An 18,191-nucleotide genomic window follows, 5' to 3' on the forward strand; every position below is an offset into this window, starting at 1 on the left:
ACAAGGCGGGCTTAGGGTTGCCTTAAGGCTCCCATAATCCGCCCCATCGGGGGACCCGGAATCAGACATCGCGTCAATTGCAAGTGGTTCGGGGCATTCACAGCGGGGCGAAGATCACAGGAACTTGGCCTTGCCCGGCCCCTCCTCGACGAAGCTCCGCATCCCGCGCTCCCGGTCCTCGGTCGCGAACAGCCCGGCGAACCAGTTCCGTTCGACGGCGAGCCCGGTCTCCAGGTCGGTCTCGAGGCCGGTGTCGATCGCCTCCTTGGCGGCCCGCAGCGCGATCGCCGGACCCTGCGCCAGCTTCGCCGCCCAGGCGTGGGCCTCGGTGTAGACGTCGGCGGCGGGCACGACACGGTCGACGAGCCCGATGGCGAGCGCCTCGTCGGCCTTGACCATACGGCCCGTGAAGATCAGGTCCTTGGCCCTGGACGGGCCGATCAGCCGGGGCAGCCGCTGGGTGCCGCCGGCTCCCGGGACGAGCCCGAGGAGGATCTCGGGCTGCCCGAGCTTGGCGTTGTCGGCGGCGATGCGGTAGTCGGCGCAGAGGGCGAGCTCGCAACCGCCGCCGAGCGCGTAGCCGGTGACGGCGGCGACGACCGGCTTGGGGATGCGGGCGACGGCGCTGAAGGAGTCCTGGAGGTCACGGGAGCGCAGAACCATGGCGGCGTGGTCCATGTTCTGCATTTCCTTGATGTCGGCTCCCGCCGCGAAGACCTTCTCGCCGCCGTAGATGACGACGGCACGAACGTCCTCGCGACGGGTGGCCTCTCCCGCCAGCTCCTTGATCCGGTCCTGGGTGGCGACGTCGAGCGCGTTCATGGGCGGCCGGTCGAGACGGAGCGTGCCGACGCCTTCGGAGACTTCGAGGGTCACAGTCATGCCCCGCAGGTTAGCGGGCGTTCACGCCCCCTACCTCAGGGGCGCTGGGGGAGGAACTGCGCGACCAGCCCCCACGCACCCGCCGGCCGACGAACTACTTGGTCCACTCGGCCCAAGACATGTTCCACCCGTTGAGCCCGTTGTCCGGCGACACCGTCCGGTCGTTGGAGTTCTTCACCGTCACCACGTCGCCGATGATCGAGTGGTCGAAGAACCACGCGGCCGGCACCGACCGGTCACCCCCACCCCGGAGGTCGCGCAGCCCCACGCACCCGTGGCTCGCGTTGTAGTTGCCGAACGCGTCGCCACCCCAGTAGTTGCCGTGGATGAACGTCCCGGACGTGGTCAGCCGCATCGCGTCCGGCACGTCCTTGATGTCGTACTCACCGCCGTAGCCGACCGTCTCGCCGTTCATGCGCGTGACGCGCAGCTTCTCGCTGATGACCATCTGGCCGTTCCACGTGTCGTAGCCCGGCTTGCCGGTCGTGACCGCGAGGGTCTTCACGACCTTGCCGTCCTGCATGATCTTCATGGTGTGCTTCTTGGCGTCGACGACGGACACCTGACTGCGGCCGATCGTGAACTTCACGGTCTTGGCCTGCTCGCCGTAGACGCCGTCACGGCCCTCGACGCCGTTGAGGTTGAGGGAGACGGAGACCTTCGTGCCGGACTTCCAGTAGTTCTCGGGGCGGAAGTCGAGCCGGTCGTTGCCGAACCAGTGGCCCTCGACGTCGACCGCGGGCTCGGTCTTGACGGTGATCGCCTTCTCCACCGCGTCCGGGTCGGTGATGCCCCGGGTGAAGTGGATGGAGAACGGCATGCCGACGCCGACCGTGGAACCGTCCTCCGGCGTGAAGTAGCCGATGAACGTGTTCTTCGGGGTCAGTGTCGTGAAGCTGGAGTCCTCCGCCGACTCACGGCCGTCGGCGTCCTTCGCGACCGCGTGCACGGTGTACTTCGTGGAGTTGGCGAGGTGTGTCGACGGCGTCCAGCTGGCGCCGTCCGCCGCTATCGCCCCGGCTATCTCCGTGCCCTTGGCGTCCTTGACCTCGACGTCGGTCAGCTTGCCCTTGGCTGCGTTGACCTTGAGTGCTCCGCTGGTGTCCACGCCGGTCGCGCCGGACTTGGGGCTGATGCTGACGGTGGCGACGGACTGCTTGCTCGCCTGGGTGGTGGAGTCCTTGGCCTTGCCCTGGTCCGCCCCCTTGGCGGAGGAGCCGCCCCCGCCGCAGGCGGTGACGGCCATGAGCAGGACTCCGGCGACGACCGCCATCCCCTGCTTCCTCCGCGCCCCCCGAACCGACGCCCCCGATATCGGCCGCTCGTTCAAAGTCGTTCTCCCCTCCCAGGGCCTGGTCAGGCCCACCCCAGCGCGTCAGGCGCGCGCATTGGCGCATAGTAACCGCAGGGTTTTGAGCTTGGTGTTGGGCGAATGTCACCGTTGCGTCGCAAGTTCCCGCCCCCACCGACCCGCCCCCACCTGGTTACTTGACCGCGCTGCCCGCCTTCCACTCCTTCCACCCCATGTTCCATCCCCCGAGGCCATTGTCGGGAGAGACGGTTTTGTCCTTGCTGTTCACGACTTCGACCACGTCACCGATGAGGCTGCGGTCGTAGAACCAGCCCGCGGGCGTGTCCGAGCTGCCGCCCTTCACGTCGCGCAGGCCCACGCAGCCGTGGCTGACGTTGACGTGGCCGGGGGCGTCCGGTGCCCAGTAGTTGCCGTGCAGGAAGGTGCCGGAGTCGGTGAGTTTGAGGGCGTGCGGGACGTCGGGGATGTCGTACTCGCCGCCGAAGCCGACCGTGCGGCTGTTCATGCGGGTCACGTCGTGCATCTCCATCACCACCATCTTCCCGTTGTAGGTGGTGTGCTCGGGCGCCCCGGCGGTGATCGGCACGGTGGCGAGCAGCTCGCCGTCCCGGCGGACCTCCATGGTGTGCGCGGCCGCGTCGACGAGGGAGACCTGGCTGCGGCCGACGGTGAAGGTGAACGTCTTGGACTGGAGGCCGTAGACGCCGCGGGCGCCCTCGACGTCACGGAGGTCCAGGCCGACGGTGACGACCGTGCCGGGCTGCCAGTAGCGCTCGGGGCGGAAGTCGAGGCGGTTCTTGCCGAACCAGTGCGGGCGGATCTCGACGGCGGGCTTCGCGGTCACCCGGATGGCGCGTTCGACCGCGGCGCGGTTGTCGATGTCGCGGCTGAAGGCGAGGGAGACGATCATGCCGGTGCCGACGGTGGCCCGGTTCTCCGGGGTCACGTACCCGATGAAGCGCTCGTCGGGGACGAGCGTGGTGAAGGTGGTGTGGCGGGCGGACCGGTGGCCTGCGCCGTCGACGGCCACCGCGTCGACGGTGTACTTGGCGGCGAGCGCGAGTCTCGGGTCGTCGGGCCGCCAGGTCCTGCCGTCCGCGGCGATGTGCCCGGGGACCGGGGAGTCCTGGGCGTCCTGGGACCTGACGACGCTGACGGACTCCAGCCGGCCGGCCGGCACCCGCACCGCCAGCCGTCCGTCGGGCCGTACGGCCTTGGTGCCGTCGTCCGGGGAGATACGGATGACGTCCTCGGGCGCCGCGGGTTTGCCGCCGAGGACGCGGTCGATGCCGAGCCCGTCCGTGCCGTCCGAGGAGCAGCCGGCGGCTCCCGCCAGCAGCCCCGCCCATGTCAGTGCCGCGGCCAGCGCGGCCCCCGCGCGCCGTGCGCGCCCTTGTGGATGACTCACGTGCGGCTCAACGAGCGGGCATGCCCCTGGGAAACGTGAGTGCGACGCCGGCACTGGGCAGAACAGAGGGAAGGACGACGAGCTGGGGAGCCGCCGTGCCCGTGCGCGAACCGTCGCGGGCACGTCCGTAGCGAGCCGCCGACCGTGCCCGGGACCGGGAGTCCGGGCGCCGTCGGCTGCTCTCACGCGGGTGGGCGCCCCGGTGGTCGGCGAGCCGCGGGACACAAAAAGGGGCCGACAGGTGACGAGCGCAGCCGAGCAGCAGGGGGCACCGGCGCGGGCCCCGAGGGCGGACGGCGCCACGGCGCACGCCCCCGCGGTGAACGGGACGCCCCTCCCCGTGCCGGCGGCGTGGCCGGGGGCGTCGACACCGCTCGGCGCCCGGTTCCGGGTCGGGCCGGACGGGGTGGCGGGCACCAACTTCGCGCTGTGGGCGGCCGGTGCGGAGGCGGTCCGGCTCTGTCTCTTCGACGAGCAGGGGCGGGAGACCCGCATCCCGCTGACCGAACTCACCCACGAGATCTGGCACGGGTTCGTCCCCGGTGTACTGCCGGGACAGCGGTACGGCTACCGGGTCGACGGCCGCTGGGACCCCTGGACCGGCGCCCGCTGGAACCCGGCGAAGCTGCTCCTGGACCCGTACGCGCGGGCGGTGGACGGCGAGTTCGCGCTGCCGCCCGAGGTGTACGGGCACGTCCGGGACTGGCCGGACCAGCAGGTCGCCGACACCGTCCGCGACGACCGGGACTCGGCGCCGTACGTCCCGAAGGGCGTGGTCGTCCACGATGACGACGACTGGTCGGACGACCACCGCCCGAAGACGCCGTGGGCGGACTCCGTCATCTACGAGCTGCACGTGCGCGGCTTCACCAGACTGCACCCCGGGATACCCGAGGAGCTGCGCGGCACATACGCGGGACTGGCCCACCCGGCCGCGATCGAGCACCTGGTCGGCCTCGGCGTCACGGCGGTGGAACTGCTCCCCGTCCACCAGTTCGCCCACGAGGACCACCTGCTCAGGCGCGGCCTGAAGAACTACTGGGGCTACAACTCCATCGGCTACTTCGCCCCGCACGCGGCCTACGCCGCCTCCGGTACGACGGGACAGCAGGTCGGCGAGTTCAAGCGGATGGTGCGCGCGCTGCACGCGGCCGGGATCGAGGTCATCCTCGACGTGGTCTACAACCACACCGCGGAGGCGGGCGAGCTGGGCCCGACGCTGTCCCTGAAGGGCATCGACAACCGGGGTTACTACCGGCTCCAGGACCACGACGCCCGGCGCTTCGCCGACTACACCGGCTGCGGCAACACCCTGCACGTGGTCCGCCCGCACGTGCTGCGCCTCATCACCGACTCCCTCCGCTACTGGGTGACGGAGATGGGCGTGGACGGCTTCCGCTTCGACCTCGCCGCCGCGCTGGCCCGCTCGATGCACGACGTCGACATGCTTTCCCCCTTCCTCGCGGTGATCGCCCAGGATCCGGTGCTGCGCCGGGTCAAGCTGATCGCCGAGCCGTGGGACGTGGGCTCGGGCGGTTACCAGGTAGGCGCCTTCCCACCCCTCTGGACCGAGTGGAACGACCGCTACCGCGACGCCGTCCGCGACTTCTGGCGCGGCGCCCTCCCGGACGTGCGCGACCTCGGCTACCGCCTCTCCGGCTCCAGCGACCTCTACGCGTGGGGCGGTCGCCGCCCGTACGCCTCCGTCAACTTCGTCACCGCGCACGACGGTTACACCCTGCGCGACCTGGTGTCGTACGAGCGCAAGCACAACGAGGCCAACGGCGAGCAGAACCGGGACGGCTCCGGCGACAACCGGTCCTGGAACTGCGGGGCCGAGGGCGAGACCGACGACGAGGGCGTACGGGCGCTGCGCAGGCGGCAGTTGCGGAACCTGCTGACGACCCTGCTGCTGTCGACGGGCGTCCCGATGCTGGTCGCCGGCGACGAGCTGGGCCGCACCCAGCGCGGCAACAACAACGCCTACTGCCAGGACAACGACATCAGCTGGCTGGACTGGAGCCTGCTGGACGACCCGGCCTGGCGGCCGCTGTTCGACCTCACCGCCCGGCTCATCCGGCTCCGCCACCGCCACCCGGTGCTGCGCCGCCGCGCCTTCTTCTCCGGACGCGCACACTCGGCGGACGGCCTGCGCGACCTGGCCTGGTTCACGGCCCGCGGCGAGGAGATGACCGCGGGCGACTGGTACGCGCCGGCCGCCACCCTCGGCATGTACCTCTCCGGCCGGGACATCCCGGGCCGCGACGAGCGGGGCGCCCCGGTCCTGGACGACAGCTTCCTGACGGTCCTGCACGCCGGCGACCGCCCGGCACGGTTCGTCCTGCCGGGCGCGCCGTGGGCGGAGCGCTACGAGGTGCTGGTGGACACGTCACTGGAGGAACAGGGCGCGGAGCCGGGGGTGGTGCACGAGGGGGGGGCGGTGGTCACGGTACCGGGGCGGGCGGTGCTCTTCCTGAGGGTGGTCGGCTGAAGGCGGCCTGAGAGAAGATCACTCCGGGCTTCACCTCTACCCGGGCTACGCTCTAGGACAAGACCGAACCGACCGCTGACCGGCGCGGTCGGCCGCCGTACCGGAGAGGGAGCCATGTGGCGAAGGCTGGCGGGTGCGGTGGCTGGTCTGCTCGTACTGTTCGTCGGCAGCCTTGCCTTCAACGCGGCGTCCGGGCAGAGCCGTTGGCCGGGGCCGCTGGACTTCGTGCGGGTCCACCCGTGGGTGGTGCTGCTCCTTCTGATCCCCCTGGCGCTGATCGGGCTGGGGCAGCCGCCGCGCCCCGACCGCGGGCAGGATCCACTCCCGGCCACGGCGTACCGGCTGCCGCCGCGCAACTCCGACTTCACCGGCCGTGACGCAACGCTACGGCAGGTGCGGCAGCGCCTGACCTCGGTGAACGACGTGGCGATGCTGGTCGTGCACGGGCTGGGCGGCGTCGGCAAGACCCAGCTCGCGGTGGAGTACGCCTACCGGTACCTGTCGAAGTACCGGTTCGTCGCCTTCCTGGACGCCGAGACACCCGACCTGGTCGCGCCGCAGTTCGTGTCACTGGCCGGGGAGCTGGGGCTGGCGGAGGTGAGCTCCGACCAAGCGATCCCACGGGTGTACGGCAACCTGGTGGACCGCAGGCCCTGGTTGATCATCTTCGACAACGCGGAGAAACCGGGCACGCTCGCACACGCGCTGCCGTCGGGGGGCCTGGCGGGCAACGGTCATGTCATCGTCACGACCAGAGTGAGCGGCTGGTCGAGCAGCGCCGGTGTCGTCGACCTGGAGGTGTACACCAGGCAGGAGTCGATGAAGCTGCTGGCACAACGGGTGCCGGGCATGACCGAGGCCGTGGCGGACCGGATCGCCGAGCAACTGGGCGACCTGCCGTTGGCGTTGGAGCAGGCGGCCGGATACATGGGCTACCACCAGACGACACCCGAAAGGTACCGGGACCTGCTGGCGTCGCACCTGGAGGACATGATCGGGCGGGGTGAGCCGAGCCACCGGCCCTCGGTCGTCGTCGCGACCCTGTGGCAGCTCAGCGTGGAAAGACTGGAGACTGACCAGCCTCAGGCGGTAAGCCTGTTGGAGCTCTGCGCCTTGCTGGCGCCGGAGCCGGTCCCGCTGGACCTGTTCACCGGTAGCCCGGAAACACTGGACGGAGTCCCCGCCGATCCGTTGGCGTGGGACGCGACAGTCGGCGCCCTGGCCGGTCTGGGTCTGGCGAGGCGCGGTGACGCGTCCCTGGTGGTGCACCGGCTGGTTCAGGCCGCCATCCGGGCCGGGATGCCGGCCGAGGCGCACGTCGACGCCCGGGTCCGGCTGTGTCGTGCGCTGCTGGCGGCCGTACCGGACGACCTCCACAGTGCCCCGGACGCCCGGCCGCGGTGGCAGCAGTTGCTTCCGCACGTCCTCGCGGTGGCCAACAACGATCCACCGGCCGAGTGTGCCGCGGATACGGCGGTGCTGCTGCGGCTGGCGTCGGAGTTCCTCGTCCAGATCGGGGACTACTCGGTGGCGCTGCACCTGTGCGAAAGTGCCCTCGCGATCGACGAGTCGCTCGACGGCCGGAGCGCCGAGGTCGGCTTCGATCTGATCGCCCTGTCGCAGATCCACCGGGATCTCGGCGCGCCGGAGCGGTCACGTCAGCTGGCGGAACGCGCGCTGAGCGTGCACGAGTCCTGTCTGCCGGCGGACAGTCCCGCCATCGCGACGGATCTGGCCACGCTCGCGCGGACGCTGTGCATCCTCGGTGAACACGAGGCGGCGCGGCCTCTGGCCGAGCGGGCGCTGCGGATCGACGAGGCGGCGTACGGGCCGGACGACCCGTACGTGAGCTTCGACCTGATCGCGCTGGCGAACGTCCACGTCGATCTCGGCGACCACGCGAGTGCCGCACCGCTCATCGCGCGCGCGTTGCGGATCCGCGAGGCCAAGTACGCGCCGGACCACCTCTACATCGGGTACGTCCTGCTGTTCCAGGCCCGGGTCCTGCACACGTTGAACGACTCGACAGCCGCGGACCTGGCGCGCCGGGGTGCACACATCCTGCACACCCGGCTGGGCAGGACCCACCCCAAGACCGAGGACGCGTTCGCGCTGGTCGACAGTCTGCAAGGCGGCACACGCTAGCCAGAATCCCCGGTTGTGCGGCAAGTCGCACAACCGGGGGTGGTGCTAGCGTGCGCTGGGCGCGCCCTGGCCTGTGCCCTGCCTGGCGTACGGGTTGCCGTGGGCGGGGGTGACTCGCCAGAAGGTCTCCGCCACTGCTTTGAACTGACGATGTGTCGGATTCAGACCCGTGTGCTTCAGCGCCCAGATCTCAACCGGCAGGCGCTCGTCGTCGGTTGGCTGCGCCTGCGCCCCGCAGATGAGGCACTCGGCCGAGTGGATGCCCGACGGGGCACCCTCGCCGGTTTCGGCCCCGAGGGTCCATTCAGCGGCAGTGATCAGCGCGCGCATCACAGTTCCCCCCTGCTACGCCGGTTGGCTTCGGTCACAAGGGCATGCATCCTGCTGCGACTGCCTGGTGCGGTGCAGCATGGGCACGCGCAGGGCGGGTATCCGCTGGAGAGGTCCGGCACATCCGACGGTTTCACAGTGCGCTTGCCGCGCACCTGTGTACGGGCGCCTGTCGCCGGGTTGACCCTGTAGACCTCGATCGTCATCACTGGATGTGCTCCCAGGGGTCTACTTGAACGCCTGGGCAGCTGTTCCTGGGCACCTCGCACCACGTGTCGACGTAGGGCCGGACAATAGGTCCCGTACGCTCCCACGCTTCCTGAGCCTCCCAGTCGCGCGACGCGAACCACTCGGAACGTCCGTACGGCTGAGGCGGATACGGGGTCCAGGCTTGCCGTTGCGCGCGCCGCCTGCGAGCGATGACCAGCCGTGCCCCCCAGACGTCCGGCGCGGAGCGCCCGCGGAACGCCGGGGGCGCTGCTGGGCGCGTGTGGGTGGCCGCGTGCTTGCCGGGCGTACGGCGCCCGAACAGGACGCCTCTCATCCATTCGAGTGCCTGTGATAGGTAGGACACTGTCACCGCTCCTCTAAAGCGTTGGCCATGCCCCGGGACCGTTCGCGCGGTCGCCGGGGTCTCTTGCGTGCCCAATCGTCCTGACACCTGGTGGCCGTATCGCCGGACATGGAAGGACAGTTGGGCCAGTTGGGCGGTAGCGTTGAAAACGCCCAAACGTCCAGAGGAGCGGACTTGAACCACGGCCTACGGTCAGCTATGAACGACGCCCGGCTGTCCCCGCGACAGCTTGCGGTCCGTGTAGGAGTCGCGAGCAAAACCATTGAACGTTGGGTCGCGGATGAGAACTTAATTCCGCATGCTCGAAACAGGGCAGACGCCGCCGAAGCACTGAAAGTAGATGAGGAAATGCTCTGGCCGCAGGCAGTGAAGGATCGCCTAAAAACAGGTGGAGACCTGGAAATCGTGCGGACTTACCCCTACCGCTCGGCCTGCCCGTCAACGGTCTGGGGCGAGCTTGTGGCCAGCACGAAAGAAGACCTGTTCTTTGCCGGATACACGAACTATTTCCTATTCATCGACCAACCGAACTTCGTAGCCACCCTGCGCAAAAAACTCGAAAGCGGTTGTCGAGTCCGATTCCTTCTGGGCGATCCCGAAAGTGAAATCACAAGCCAGCGTGAAGCTATCGAAGATGTTGCCTTGTCCGTCTCGACACGCATCCGCATCACGCTTGAGAATCTAGGCAAGTTGGGGAGCGCAGAAAACCTGGAAACGCGTTTTAGCGTCTCGGAAGATGCAGCGAATCACGTGAGTCTTTCTGTTTTCCGGTTCGATTCCCAGGCTCTCGTAACACCTCACCTTGCCAGGCTTGTGGGCCACGACTCCCCCCTGTTGCACCTACGCCGACGTGACCAGGACGGACTGTTCGAGCGGTTCACTGAGCACGCCGAAGAGCTATGGTCGCGCGCAACGCCCGTTAGCATTTGACGGCTCTGCACAACGCAGAAATCACCCCGATATCTGCCGTACAAAACACGAAGAGAAACCGGGGCTTTTTCTGTGATCAGAACCACCAGGAGGAACCAGTGTCATACCCGCAACTTCTCACCCCCGAGGAGAAGCTCGCCGCCGCGAAGAAGCTGTTGAGCCTCCCGCGTATCGTCGTGATCTGCGGCTCCACCCGCTTCATGACCGAGATGGACGAGGCCGATCTGCGGGAGACCAAAGCCGGAAAGATTGTCGTCAAACCGGGCTGTGACATGAAGTCGCCGCACGAACTCTGGCCCGATCCTCTCGAGGCCGAGGCGCTGAAGGTTCGACTCGACGATCTGCATCGGGCGAAGATCCGGCTCGCTGACGAGGTGCTCGTAGTCGGCGACTACGTCGGAGACAGCACCCGAGCCGAAATCGCCTACGCCCGGTCGCTGGGCAAGCCCGTGCGGTTCACGCACCCCGAAGTCGACCCTGACGCCTGACCGCCCGCTGCCACCTCGACAACCAGGGCCGACAGCCCACCGCCTGACCGTCTCGCGGTGGCTTCGGCCACGGCCAACCCCCACACCCTCCGCAAGCGTCCCTTGGAATTGATCATCTAGCCCAGAATCCCCCGCTGGTACCCCGTCGCGACCGCAGCCGCGCGGTCGTTGACGCCGAGTTTGGCGTACAGGTGGGTGAGGTGGGTCTTCACGGTCGCTTCGCTGATGAAGAGTTCGCGGGCGATCTCGCGGTTGGAGGTGCCTCGGGCGACGAGGGTGAGGACTTCGCGTTCGCGGGCGGAGAGGGGTTCGTTGGCGGGGGCGGTGGGGGTGCGGACGGCGGAGACCAGGCGGGAGGCGACGGCCGGGGAGAGGACGGTGCGGCCCTGGGCGGCCGCGCGGACGGCGGTGAAGAGCTCCTCGCGCGGGGCGTCCTTGAGGAGGTAGCCGGTCGCGCCCGCCTCGATCGCGGGGAGGGTGTCGGAGTCGGTGTCGTACGTGGTGAGGACGAGGACCTGGGCGCGGGCGCCTTGCCGGGTGAGTTCGCGGATGGCGTCGACCCCGCCGCCGCCCGGCATACGGAGGTCCATGAGGATCACATCGGGGTCGAGGGTACCGGCGAGCGTGACGGCTTCGGCGCCGTCGGACGCCTCGCCGAGGACCGTGAAGCCGGCGGCGGACTCGAACATGCCGCGCAGTCCGTCGCGGACCACGGGGTGGTCGTCGACGATGAGCAGCGAGATCGGGGGCTCAGTTGTCATGGCGGACCAACGGTACGCGCGCCGACAGGGCGGTGCCGAGCCCCGGTTCGGACTCCACGGTCAGGGAGCCGGCGATGCGTTCGGCGCGGGCGCGCATGCCGTCCAGGCCGAAGCCGCCGGCCCGGGTGCGGGCGGGCACGGCGAGCGGGTCGAAGCCGGTGCCGTCGTCGCGGATGTCGAGGATGACCTCGCCGCCCGGGAAGTCGCCCAGGTAGGAGAGGGTGACGCCGACGCGGGAGGCGTGCGCGTGCCGGGCGGCGTTGGAGAGGGCCTCCTGGACGATGCGCAGGAGGGTGGCCGCGACCTCCTCGTGCAGTTGCTCGGCGGTGCCGGTGACGGTGAACTCGGCGCGTATGCCCGTCCGTTCGCTCCACTCGGTGACCGTCTTCTGCAGCGCCTCGGGGAGGCCGTCGTGCTCCAGGGCCACCGGGGCCAGGTTGTGCACGGAGCGGCGGGCCTCGCCCAGGCTGTGCCGGGCCAGCGCGAGGGCGCGGCCCACGTGCTCCTCGGCGACCTCCGGGTCGGGGGCGTTGGTGACGACCTGGAGCTGGGCGATGATCCCGGCCAGGCCCTGGGCGATCGTGTCGTGGATCTCTGCGGCGAGCCGGCGCCGCTCGTCGGCGACCCCGGCCTCCCGGGCCTGGAGGAGGAGCTGGGTGTGCAGGGCCGCGTTCTCGTCCAGGGCCTGGCGCAGGGCGGCGATCGTCTCGCTGCGTTCACGCGACCGCAGTTTCTCCTGCTCGTTGAGGTGGGCGATCCCCACCTGGAGAGCCGAGTTGGCGAGCAGCAGCACGGCGAAGAGGGTCCACTGGACCACGCTCCCGAACGGCATCCCGCCCGACTGCGCACCCGCCACGGTGACGGCGCTCGCCAGCAGCCCCAGCCGCCGCAACCGGCGCGGCAGCAGCTCGTCGGCGTCCATGTAGCCGGTGGCCGCGTAGAACGCGAAGAACGGGCTGAGCCAGGTGAGGACGAAGGCGAGGGCCCAGCGGACCAGGTAGTACGCGCTGCCGGCCGCGGAGGGCGTGCGGCCGTGGCCGGGTCGGCGGAACCGGGTGCCGTGCCACCACAGTTGAAGCACGAGCGCGGCGCCGACCAGCGACCATGCGGTCAGCCACACGGTGTCGGGGGTGTGGGGGTCGGCGGAGGCGACTCCGAGGACGATGCTGATGCCGAGGAACCCGTACGGCCCCCAGGTGTGCAGTTGCTCCCAGCGCCGGTCGATCCGGTTGTCCTCCGCGGTCATGTCCCCAGTCTGCACGGCGGGCCGCCTCCTACTCCCAGCGGAACCAGCGGGCGGCACCCGCCGTCAGCAGGATCGTCCAGACGGCGAGCACGCCCAGGTGCTCCCAGCCGGGCCACTGTCCGGCGGCGGCCCGGTCCAGGGCGCGGGCCGCCGCGCCGAACGGGGTCAGCTGCACCACCCGGGCCATGGCGTGCGGCATCTCCCGGACCGGGATCCAGACGCCCGCACAGAACATCATCGGGAAGAACACCGCCGAGCCGATCGCGCCCGCGATCTTCGTGGTGCGGGACAGCGCCGAGACGACGGAGCCGAGGGCGAGGGCGGCCGCGGCCGCGAGCAGCAGGGCCAGCAGGTATCCGCCGGGCTGCTCCGGCAGCCGTACGTGGAAGGCGAGCCGGCCCACGAGGAGCGCCAGCAGCGCCGAACCGAGGGCGACCGTGCCCTGCACCACCATCTGTGCGGACAGCAGCGCGGAGGGCCGTACGGGGGTGAGCCGCATCCGGCGCAGGATGCCCCGCTCCCGGTGGCCGGTGAGCGCCTGGGGCAGGGTCTGCACCCCGGACATGATCAGGGCGATTAGCACGGCGACTGGCACATAGGCGTCGACCGGGCGCAGCCCGCCCAGGGACTTGTCGGCCTCCCGGAAGGAGGGGATCGAGCCGAGGATCACCAGGAGCAGCGTCGGGAACAGGAAGACCCAGAAGACGGCGCCGGGTTCGCGGCGGAAGAGACGGAACTCGGTGCGCAGGACGGCGGTGTTCATGCTGCGTCTGCCTCCTTCGTGAGGTCCAGGAACGCGTCGTCGAGGGTGGCGTCCACGACCCGGAGCTGGTGGGCGGTGACGCGGTGCCGGGCGAGCAGGGTGATGACGGCGTTGACGGTCTCGTCGGTGCCGGAGAGCGTGATCCGGCCGTCCTTGCGCTCGATCGAGGCGAGGGCCGGGAGGGCGGCGAGGTCGTGGTCGTCCAGGGGGGCGGACGGGGTGAAGCTGATGACGGTGGCCCCGGCGCTGCGGCGGATCAGCCCGGCCGGGGTGTCCAGGGCGGCCACCCGGCCCTTGTCGATCACCGCGATCCGGTCGCAGAGCCGCTGCGCCTCCTCCATGAAGTGGGTGACGAGGAGGACGGTGACCCCGCGGTCCCGGACGTCCTCGATCAGCTTCCAGGTGTCCCGCCGGGCCCGCGGGTCAAGCCCGGTGGTCAGTTCGTCGAGGACGACGATCCGCGGGTTGCCGATCAACGCCAGTGCGATGAAGAGGCGTTGCCGCTGGCCGCCGGACAGCTTGCCGAACCGGGTGGCCAGCTTGTCGGCGAGGCCGAGGCGCTCGGCGAGCGGAGCCCAGTCGAGCGGGCTCGGGTAGAAGGAGGCGTACAGCTCAAGGGCCTCGCGGACGGTGAGTTTGGGCTGCAGTTCGCTCTGCTGCAACTGGGCGCCGAGGACGCGGGCGACCTTCTCGTGGTCGGCGACGGGATCGAGCCCGGTGACCCGGACCCGCCCCGCGTCGGGCACCCGCAGTCCCTCCACGCACTCCACGGTGGTGGTCTTGCCGGCCCCGTTCGGCCCGAGGATCCCGAAGATCTCGCCCTCCTCGACGGCGAGACTCACCCCGTCCACGACGGCCCGGCCGCCGTAGGACTTGCGCAGGTCTGTCACTTCGATGACGGTTGGCATGCTCCGAGGGTCCCGCCCGGCCCGGGTCCGCCACATCGGCCGCCCCGCTCGAACCGTCATCAACCGATCGGCTGATGCCGCGGATCCACCTGTACGACCCTTCGAACGCCCAGGTCGTAGGACCAGCGGCCGACTCCGGTCCGGCCAAAACTCGGTGGGCGTTGTCAGTGCCGATCCGTAGGCTCGCCCCTGATGCCTCCGACACGTGCAACCACCAAGGACCGGTCCGCCATCCGCACCCTGCTGCGCCTGTGGCCGTACGTACGGCCGGTGCGGGTGCGGCTGTCCGTCGCCGCGTTCGTGGCGATCGTCGCCTCCTGTACGGGGCTCGTCATCCCCCTCGTCCTCAAGTGGATGGTGGACGGCCCGGTGGCCGACCGCGACCCGGCCGGGGTGTGGCTCGGCGCGCTGTACCTGCTGCTGCTCGGCATCGCGGAAGCCCTGCTCTTCGGCCTGCGCCGCTGGCTGGTCGCCCGGCCCCTGTCCCGTGTCGAGGCGGGCATGCGGGCGGACCTGTACGGCCACCTCCAGCGTCTGCCGGTCGCCTTCCACGACCGCTGGGCCTCCGGCCAGCTGCTCTCCCGGGCCACCACCGACCTGATGCTGCTCCGCATGTTCCTTGCCTTTCCGCTGACCTTCCTCCTGGTCAACGGGGTGACGATCCTCGTCGGCGTGCTGATCATGCTGGCCCAGGACTGGTCGCTGGGCCTGGTCATCCTCGGGCCGACGATCCCGGTGATCTGGACGTGCGTGATCTTCGAGAGCCGGTACGCGGAGGTGGCACGGCTCGCCCAGGACCAGGTCGGCGACCTGACGACGGTGGTCGAGGAGAGCGTGCTCGGCATCCGCATCATCAAGGGCTTCGGCCGCCACCGCAGCCAGGCGCACGCGTTCCGCGAACTGGTACGGACCCTGCGGGGCACGGAGCTGCGCAAGGCGCGGATGCTGGCGATGATCTGGGGCGTCATCGTGACGTTGCCGGAGGTGGCGATCGGGGCGGCGCTGCTGTGGGGTTCGATCCAGGCCGCGGAGGGCGAGCTGAGCGCGGGGACGCTGGTGGCGTTCCTGTCGACGGCGCTGGCGCTGAGGTGGCCGGTGGAGTCGATCGGCTTCCTCCTGGCGATGAGCCAGGAGGCCGCCACTGCCACTGAGCGGTACTTCGAGGTGCGGGACGCGCTGGAGGAGGGCGCCGACGCGGCGTCGGGTGCGGGTGCGTGGGGGCTGAGCGCACAGTTCCCCGCGCCCCTTACCGGGCGCCTCGGCGCAGCGCCCCAAAGGGGCGCGGGGAACTGCGCGACCAGCCACGACGGCGCCGCACCCGACAGCGGACCGGCCCCCGAACCCGACGGCATCCGCTTCGAGAACGTGCGGTTCCGTTACCCCGACGCCGCCCCCGATTCCGCCCCGACCCTCGAACTCGTCGACCTCCACATCCGCCCCGGCGAGTCCATGGCCCTCGTCGGCGCCACCGGCAGCGGCAAGACCACGCTCACCGCGCTCGTCCCCCGCCTGCACGAGGTCACCTCGGGGCGGATCACCCTCGACGGCGTCGACATCACCGCCATGCCCCGCGAGGAACTCCGCTCCCTCGTCGCCGTGGCCTTCGAGGAACCCACCCTCTTCTCCGCCTCCGTCGGCGAGAACGTGCTCATGGGAGCCGGGGACGGCGCCGGCGAACCGGAGCTGGCACGGGCCCTCGCCGTCGCGCAGGCCGACTTCGCGCACGCCCTCCCCCAGGGCACCGCGACCCAGGTCGGCGAGCAGGGCCTCAGCCTCTCCGGCGGCCAGCGCCAGCGCCTCGCGCTCGCGCGGGCGGTCGTCGGCCATCCCCGCTTCCTGGTGCTCGACGACCCGCTCTCCGCCCTGGACGTGCACACGGAGGCCGCCGTGGAGGCGGCGCTGCGCGACGTACTCGCCGACACCACCGCGCTGATCGTCGCCCACCGCCCCTCCACCGTCCTGCTCGCCGACCGCGTCGCCCTGCTCTCCGGCGGGCGGGTCACCGCCGTCGGCACCCATCACGAACTCCTGCGCACCAACGCCGAGTACGCCCACCTGATGTCCGGGGAGGATCACCGCCGATGACCGCAGCCACCTCCCTGCCCGCCCCCGACGAGGACGAGGAACGCCCCCGCCCGCACCCGGCCGGCACCCCCGGCGGCGACCCCTTCGACCGCGACGTCCTGCCCACCCCGCCCGGCGCCACGGCCACCCTGCTGCGCTCGCTCCTCACCCCCATGAAGGCACGGGTCGCCGTCACCACGCTCCTGCTGCTGCTCCAGCAGGCGGCGGTCCAGGCGGGCCCGCTGCTGGTGGCGTACGCCATCGACACGGCCGTACCGGCGTTCCGCCGCCACGACCACGGCCCGCTGTTCGCGGTCGCTGCGGGGTACGGCCTGAGCGCCCTGCTCTCCGGCGGCCTCCAGTACGCGTTCGTCAAGGCCTCCGCCCGCGTCAACCAGGACGTCCTGCTCGACCTGCGCGGCCGCATCTTCCGCCACGCGCAGGCGCTGAGCATCGACTTCCACGAGCGCTACACGTCCGGCCGGCTCATCTCCCGCTCCACCACGGACGTCGAGTCGCTGCGCGAGCTGCTGGCCGAGGGCCTCCAGGAACTGGTCACGGTCATCCTCTCCTTCCTCTACATCTCGGCGATGCTGCTCTGGCTGGACCTGGGCCTCGGCGCGGTCGCGGTGGCCAGCTTCGTACCGCTGTACCTGCTCGTGCGGCTGTACCAGCGGCGCGCGGTACGGGTGTACAAGGCGCGGTCCACGGCGATCGCGGCGGTGATCGTGAAGTTCGTGGAGACGATGAACGGCATCCGCCCGGTGCGCGCGTTCCGCCGCGAGGCCGCCAACGACGCCGAGTTCGCCGTGCTGAACCGCCGCCACGAGCGCACCAACGGCGACGCGCTCCTCGAAATGGCGCGGTACGTGGTCGGCTCCCGGCTGGTCGCCAACACCTCGGTCGCGGTGATCGTGCTGTGGGGCGCCTACCGGGTGGCGTCCGGCTCGCTGGAGCTCGGCGTCCTGGCCGCCGCCGTCCTCTACCTGCGGCGGCTCTACGACCCGATCGACCGCCTCGGCATGTTCCTCAACTCCTACCAGTCGGCCGCGGCCTCCCTGGAGAAGATCGCGGGCCTGCTGGCCCAGACCCCGTCCGTCCCGGAGCCCTCGGTCCCGAAGGAGCTGCCCCCGCCGGCGGGCGAACTCCCGGGCCGCGAGGTCGTCTTCGACGGTGTCCGCTTCGCCTACCGCACCGGCGGCGAGGTGCTGCCCGTCTTCGACCTCACCCTCCCGGCCGGGCAGACGGTCGCGGTCGTCGGCTCCACCGGCGCCGGCAAGTCGACGCTCGCCAAACTGCTCGCCCGCTTCTACGACCCCTCCGAGGGCCGGGTCCTCCTGGACGGCGTGGACCTGCGCGAGCTGACCGTGCCGGAACTGCGCCGCGGGGTGGTGATGGTCACCCAGGAGTCGTTCCTGTTCTCCGGCACGGTCGCCGAGAACATCGCCATCGGCCGCCCGGACGCCGGCCGCGCGGAGATCGAGCAGGCGGCCAAGGCGATCGGCGCGCACGAGTTCATCGCCGCGCTTCCCGACGGGTACGACACGGACGTCCGCAAGCGCGGCGGGCGCATCTCGGCCGGGCAGCGCCAACTGGTCGCGTTCGCACGCGCCCTGCTCGCCGACCCGGCGGTGCTGATCCTCGACGAGGCGACCAGTTCCCTGGACATTCCCGGCGAACGGGCCGTGCAGCGCGCGATGTCGACCGTCCTCAAGGGCCGCACGGCGGTGCTGATCGCGCACCGGCTGTCCACGGTGGAGATCGCCGACCGGGTGCTGGTGATGGAGCACGGCCGCATCGTCGAGGACGGCCGCCCGGCCGAACTCATCGCGGGCACGGGCCGGTTCGCGGATCTGCACCGGGCGTGGCGGGACAGTCTGGCCTAGCCG

At 70.5% G+C, this 18,191-nt stretch carries 14 protein-coding genes; 6 read left to right on the forward strand and 8 right to left on the reverse strand.

Annotated elements, in window-relative coordinates; genetic code table 11:
• Positions 1 to 114 precede the first annotated feature (114 nt).
• The 3 genes from JF597_RS21135 to JF597_RS21145 all read right to left on the reverse strand — a co-directional run bounded on the left by JF597_RS21135 (position 115) and on the right by JF597_RS21145 (position 3,602).
• Positions 115 to 882 carry an enoyl-CoA hydratase-related protein gene (locus tag JF597_RS21135; RefSeq protein ID WP_293996928.1) on the reverse strand — a complete coding sequence of 256 codons (768 nt, stop codon included), beginning with the start codon at positions 880 to 882 and terminating at the stop codon, positions 115 to 117.
• Positions 883 to 976: 94 nt separating this feature from the next.
• Positions 977 to 2,155: an Ig-like domain-containing protein gene (locus tag JF597_RS21140; protein ID WP_293996930.1), complete on the reverse strand. Its 1,179-nt coding sequence runs from the start codon at positions 2,153 to 2,155 to the stop codon at positions 977 to 979.
• Positions 2,156 to 2,366: 211 nt separating this feature from the next.
• Positions 2,367 to 3,602, reverse strand: coding sequence for an Ig-like domain-containing protein (locus JF597_RS21145; RefSeq protein ID WP_293996932.1), 1,236 nt, complete (start codon positions 3,600 to 3,602; stop codon positions 2,367 to 2,369).
• A 319-nt stretch (positions 3,603 to 3,921) separates the two neighbouring features.
• On the opposite strand from JF597_RS21145, the gene glgX reads away from it, so the two are divergent.
• Positions 3,922 to 6,093 (forward strand): glycogen debranching protein GlgX, encoded by a 2,172-nt coding sequence (gene glgX, locus JF597_RS21150; protein WP_293996970.1) that lies wholly within the window; start codon positions 3,922 to 3,924, stop codon positions 6,091 to 6,093.
• 114 nt (positions 6,094 to 6,207) lie between these two features.
• A complete protein-coding gene (gene fxsT, locus JF597_RS21155) occupies positions 6,208 to 8,238 on the forward strand; it encodes an FxSxx-COOH system tetratricopeptide repeat protein (protein ID WP_293996934.1) in 2,031 nt (676 codons plus the stop codon).
• Positions 8,239 to 8,283: 45 nt separating this feature from the next.
• Here the strand turns inward: fxsT and JF597_RS21160 are convergent, their stop codons facing one another.
• Positions 8,284 to 8,568, reverse strand: a complete 285-nt coding sequence (locus JF597_RS21160; protein WP_293996936.1) for a hypothetical protein — start codon at positions 8,566 to 8,568, stop codon at positions 8,284 to 8,286.
• Between the two features lie 772 nt (positions 8,569 to 9,340).
• Between JF597_RS21160 and JF597_RS21165 the strand changes: the two genes are divergently transcribed.
• Both JF597_RS21165 and JF597_RS21170 read left to right on the forward strand, forming a co-directional pair.
• A complete protein-coding gene (locus JF597_RS21165) occupies positions 9,341 to 10,072 on the forward strand; it encodes an XRE family transcriptional regulator (RefSeq protein ID WP_293996938.1) in 732 nt (243 codons plus the stop codon).
• Between the two features lie 98 nt (positions 10,073 to 10,170).
• Positions 10,171 to 10,560: a hypothetical protein gene (locus JF597_RS21170; protein WP_293996940.1), complete on the forward strand. Its 390-nt coding sequence runs from the start codon at positions 10,171 to 10,173 to the stop codon at positions 10,558 to 10,560.
• A 116-nt stretch (positions 10,561 to 10,676) separates the two neighbouring features.
• On the opposite strand, the gene JF597_RS21175 is transcribed toward JF597_RS21170, so the two are convergent.
• The 4 genes from JF597_RS21175 to JF597_RS21190 are packed head-to-tail and all read right to left on the reverse strand — an operon-like array spanning position 10,677 to position 14,238.
• The gene (locus JF597_RS21175) at positions 10,677 to 11,321 is read right to left on the reverse strand and encodes a response regulator transcription factor (RefSeq protein WP_293996942.1); all 645 of its coding nucleotides are present in this window, start codon (positions 11,319 to 11,321) and stop codon (positions 10,677 to 10,679) included.
• Positions 11,311 to 12,567 (reverse strand): sensor histidine kinase, encoded by a 1,257-nt coding sequence (locus JF597_RS21180; RefSeq protein WP_293996944.1) that lies wholly within the window; start codon positions 12,565 to 12,567, stop codon positions 11,311 to 11,313. Before JF597_RS21180 ends, JF597_RS21175 begins: the two co-directional genes overlap by 11 nt.
• 28 nt (positions 12,568 to 12,595) lie before the next feature.
• Complete coding sequence (locus tag JF597_RS21185) at positions 12,596 to 13,330, reverse strand: ABC transporter permease (protein WP_293996946.1); 735 nt, start codon at positions 13,328 to 13,330, stop codon at positions 12,596 to 12,598.
• Positions 13,327 to 14,238, reverse strand: a complete 912-nt coding sequence (locus tag JF597_RS21190; RefSeq protein WP_293996948.1) for an ABC transporter ATP-binding protein — start codon at positions 14,236 to 14,238, stop codon at positions 13,327 to 13,329. The genes JF597_RS21185 and JF597_RS21190 overlap by 4 nt, the downstream gene beginning before the upstream one ends.
• A 192-nt stretch (positions 14,239 to 14,430) precedes the next feature.
• Here JF597_RS21190 and JF597_RS21195 point away from each other — a divergent pair, with 192 nt between their 5' ends.
• Together JF597_RS21195 and JF597_RS21200 are read left to right on the forward strand one after the other, a co-directional pair.
• Positions 14,431 to 16,323, forward strand: coding sequence for an ABC transporter ATP-binding protein (locus JF597_RS21195; protein ID WP_293996950.1), 1,893 nt, complete (start codon positions 14,431 to 14,433; stop codon positions 16,321 to 16,323).
• A complete protein-coding gene (locus JF597_RS21200; protein ID WP_293996952.1) occupies positions 16,320 to 18,188 on the forward strand; it encodes an ABC transporter ATP-binding protein in 1,869 nt (622 codons plus the stop codon). The genes JF597_RS21195 and JF597_RS21200 overlap by 4 nt, the downstream gene beginning before the upstream one ends.
• Positions 18,189 to 18,191 lie beyond the last annotated feature (3 nt).

Source organism: Streptomyces sp. (assembly GCF_019510245.1).
GTDB lineage: Bacteria > Actinomycetota > Actinomycetes > Streptomycetales > Streptomycetaceae > Streptomyces.

Excerpts from the sequence above, each read along its gene's own strand:
- JF597_RS21135 (WP_293996928.1), bottom strand. The coding sequence starts at position 882 with ATGACTGTGACCCTCGAAGTCTCCGAAGGCGTCGGCACGCTCCGTCTC.
- JF597_RS21140 (WP_293996930.1), bottom strand. The coding sequence starts at position 2,155 with ATGGCGGTCGTCGCCGGAGTCCTGCTCATGGCCGTCACCGCCTGCGGC.
- fxsT (WP_293996934.1), top strand. The coding sequence starts at position 6,208 with ATGTGGCGAAGGCTGGCGGGTGCGGTGGCTGGTCTGCTCGTACTGTTC.
- JF597_RS21160 (WP_293996936.1), bottom strand. The coding sequence starts at position 8,568 with ATGCGCGCGCTGATCACTGCCGCTGAATGGACCCTCGGGGCCGAAACC.
- JF597_RS21165 (WP_293996938.1), top strand. The coding sequence starts at position 9,341 with ATGAACGACGCCCGGCTGTCCCCGCGACAGCTTGCGGTCCGTGTAGGA.
- JF597_RS21175 (WP_293996942.1), bottom strand. The coding sequence starts at position 11,321 with ATGACAACTGAGCCCCCGATCTCGCTGCTCATCGTCGACGACCACCCC.
- JF597_RS21180 (WP_293996944.1), bottom strand. The coding sequence starts at position 12,567 with ATGACCGCGGAGGACAACCGGATCGACCGGCGCTGGGAGCAACTGCAC.
- JF597_RS21185 (WP_293996946.1), bottom strand. The coding sequence starts at position 13,330 with ATGAACACCGCCGTCCTGCGCACCGAGTTCCGTCTCTTCCGCCGCGAA.
- JF597_RS21190 (WP_293996948.1), bottom strand. The coding sequence starts at position 14,238 with ATGCCAACCGTCATCGAAGTGACAGACCTGCGCAAGTCCTACGGCGGC.
- JF597_RS21195 (WP_293996950.1), top strand. The coding sequence starts at position 14,431 with ATGCCTCCGACACGTGCAACCACCAAGGACCGGTCCGCCATCCGCACC.
- JF597_RS21200 (WP_293996952.1), top strand. The coding sequence starts at position 16,320 with ATGACCGCAGCCACCTCCCTGCCCGCCCCCGACGAGGACGAGGAACGC.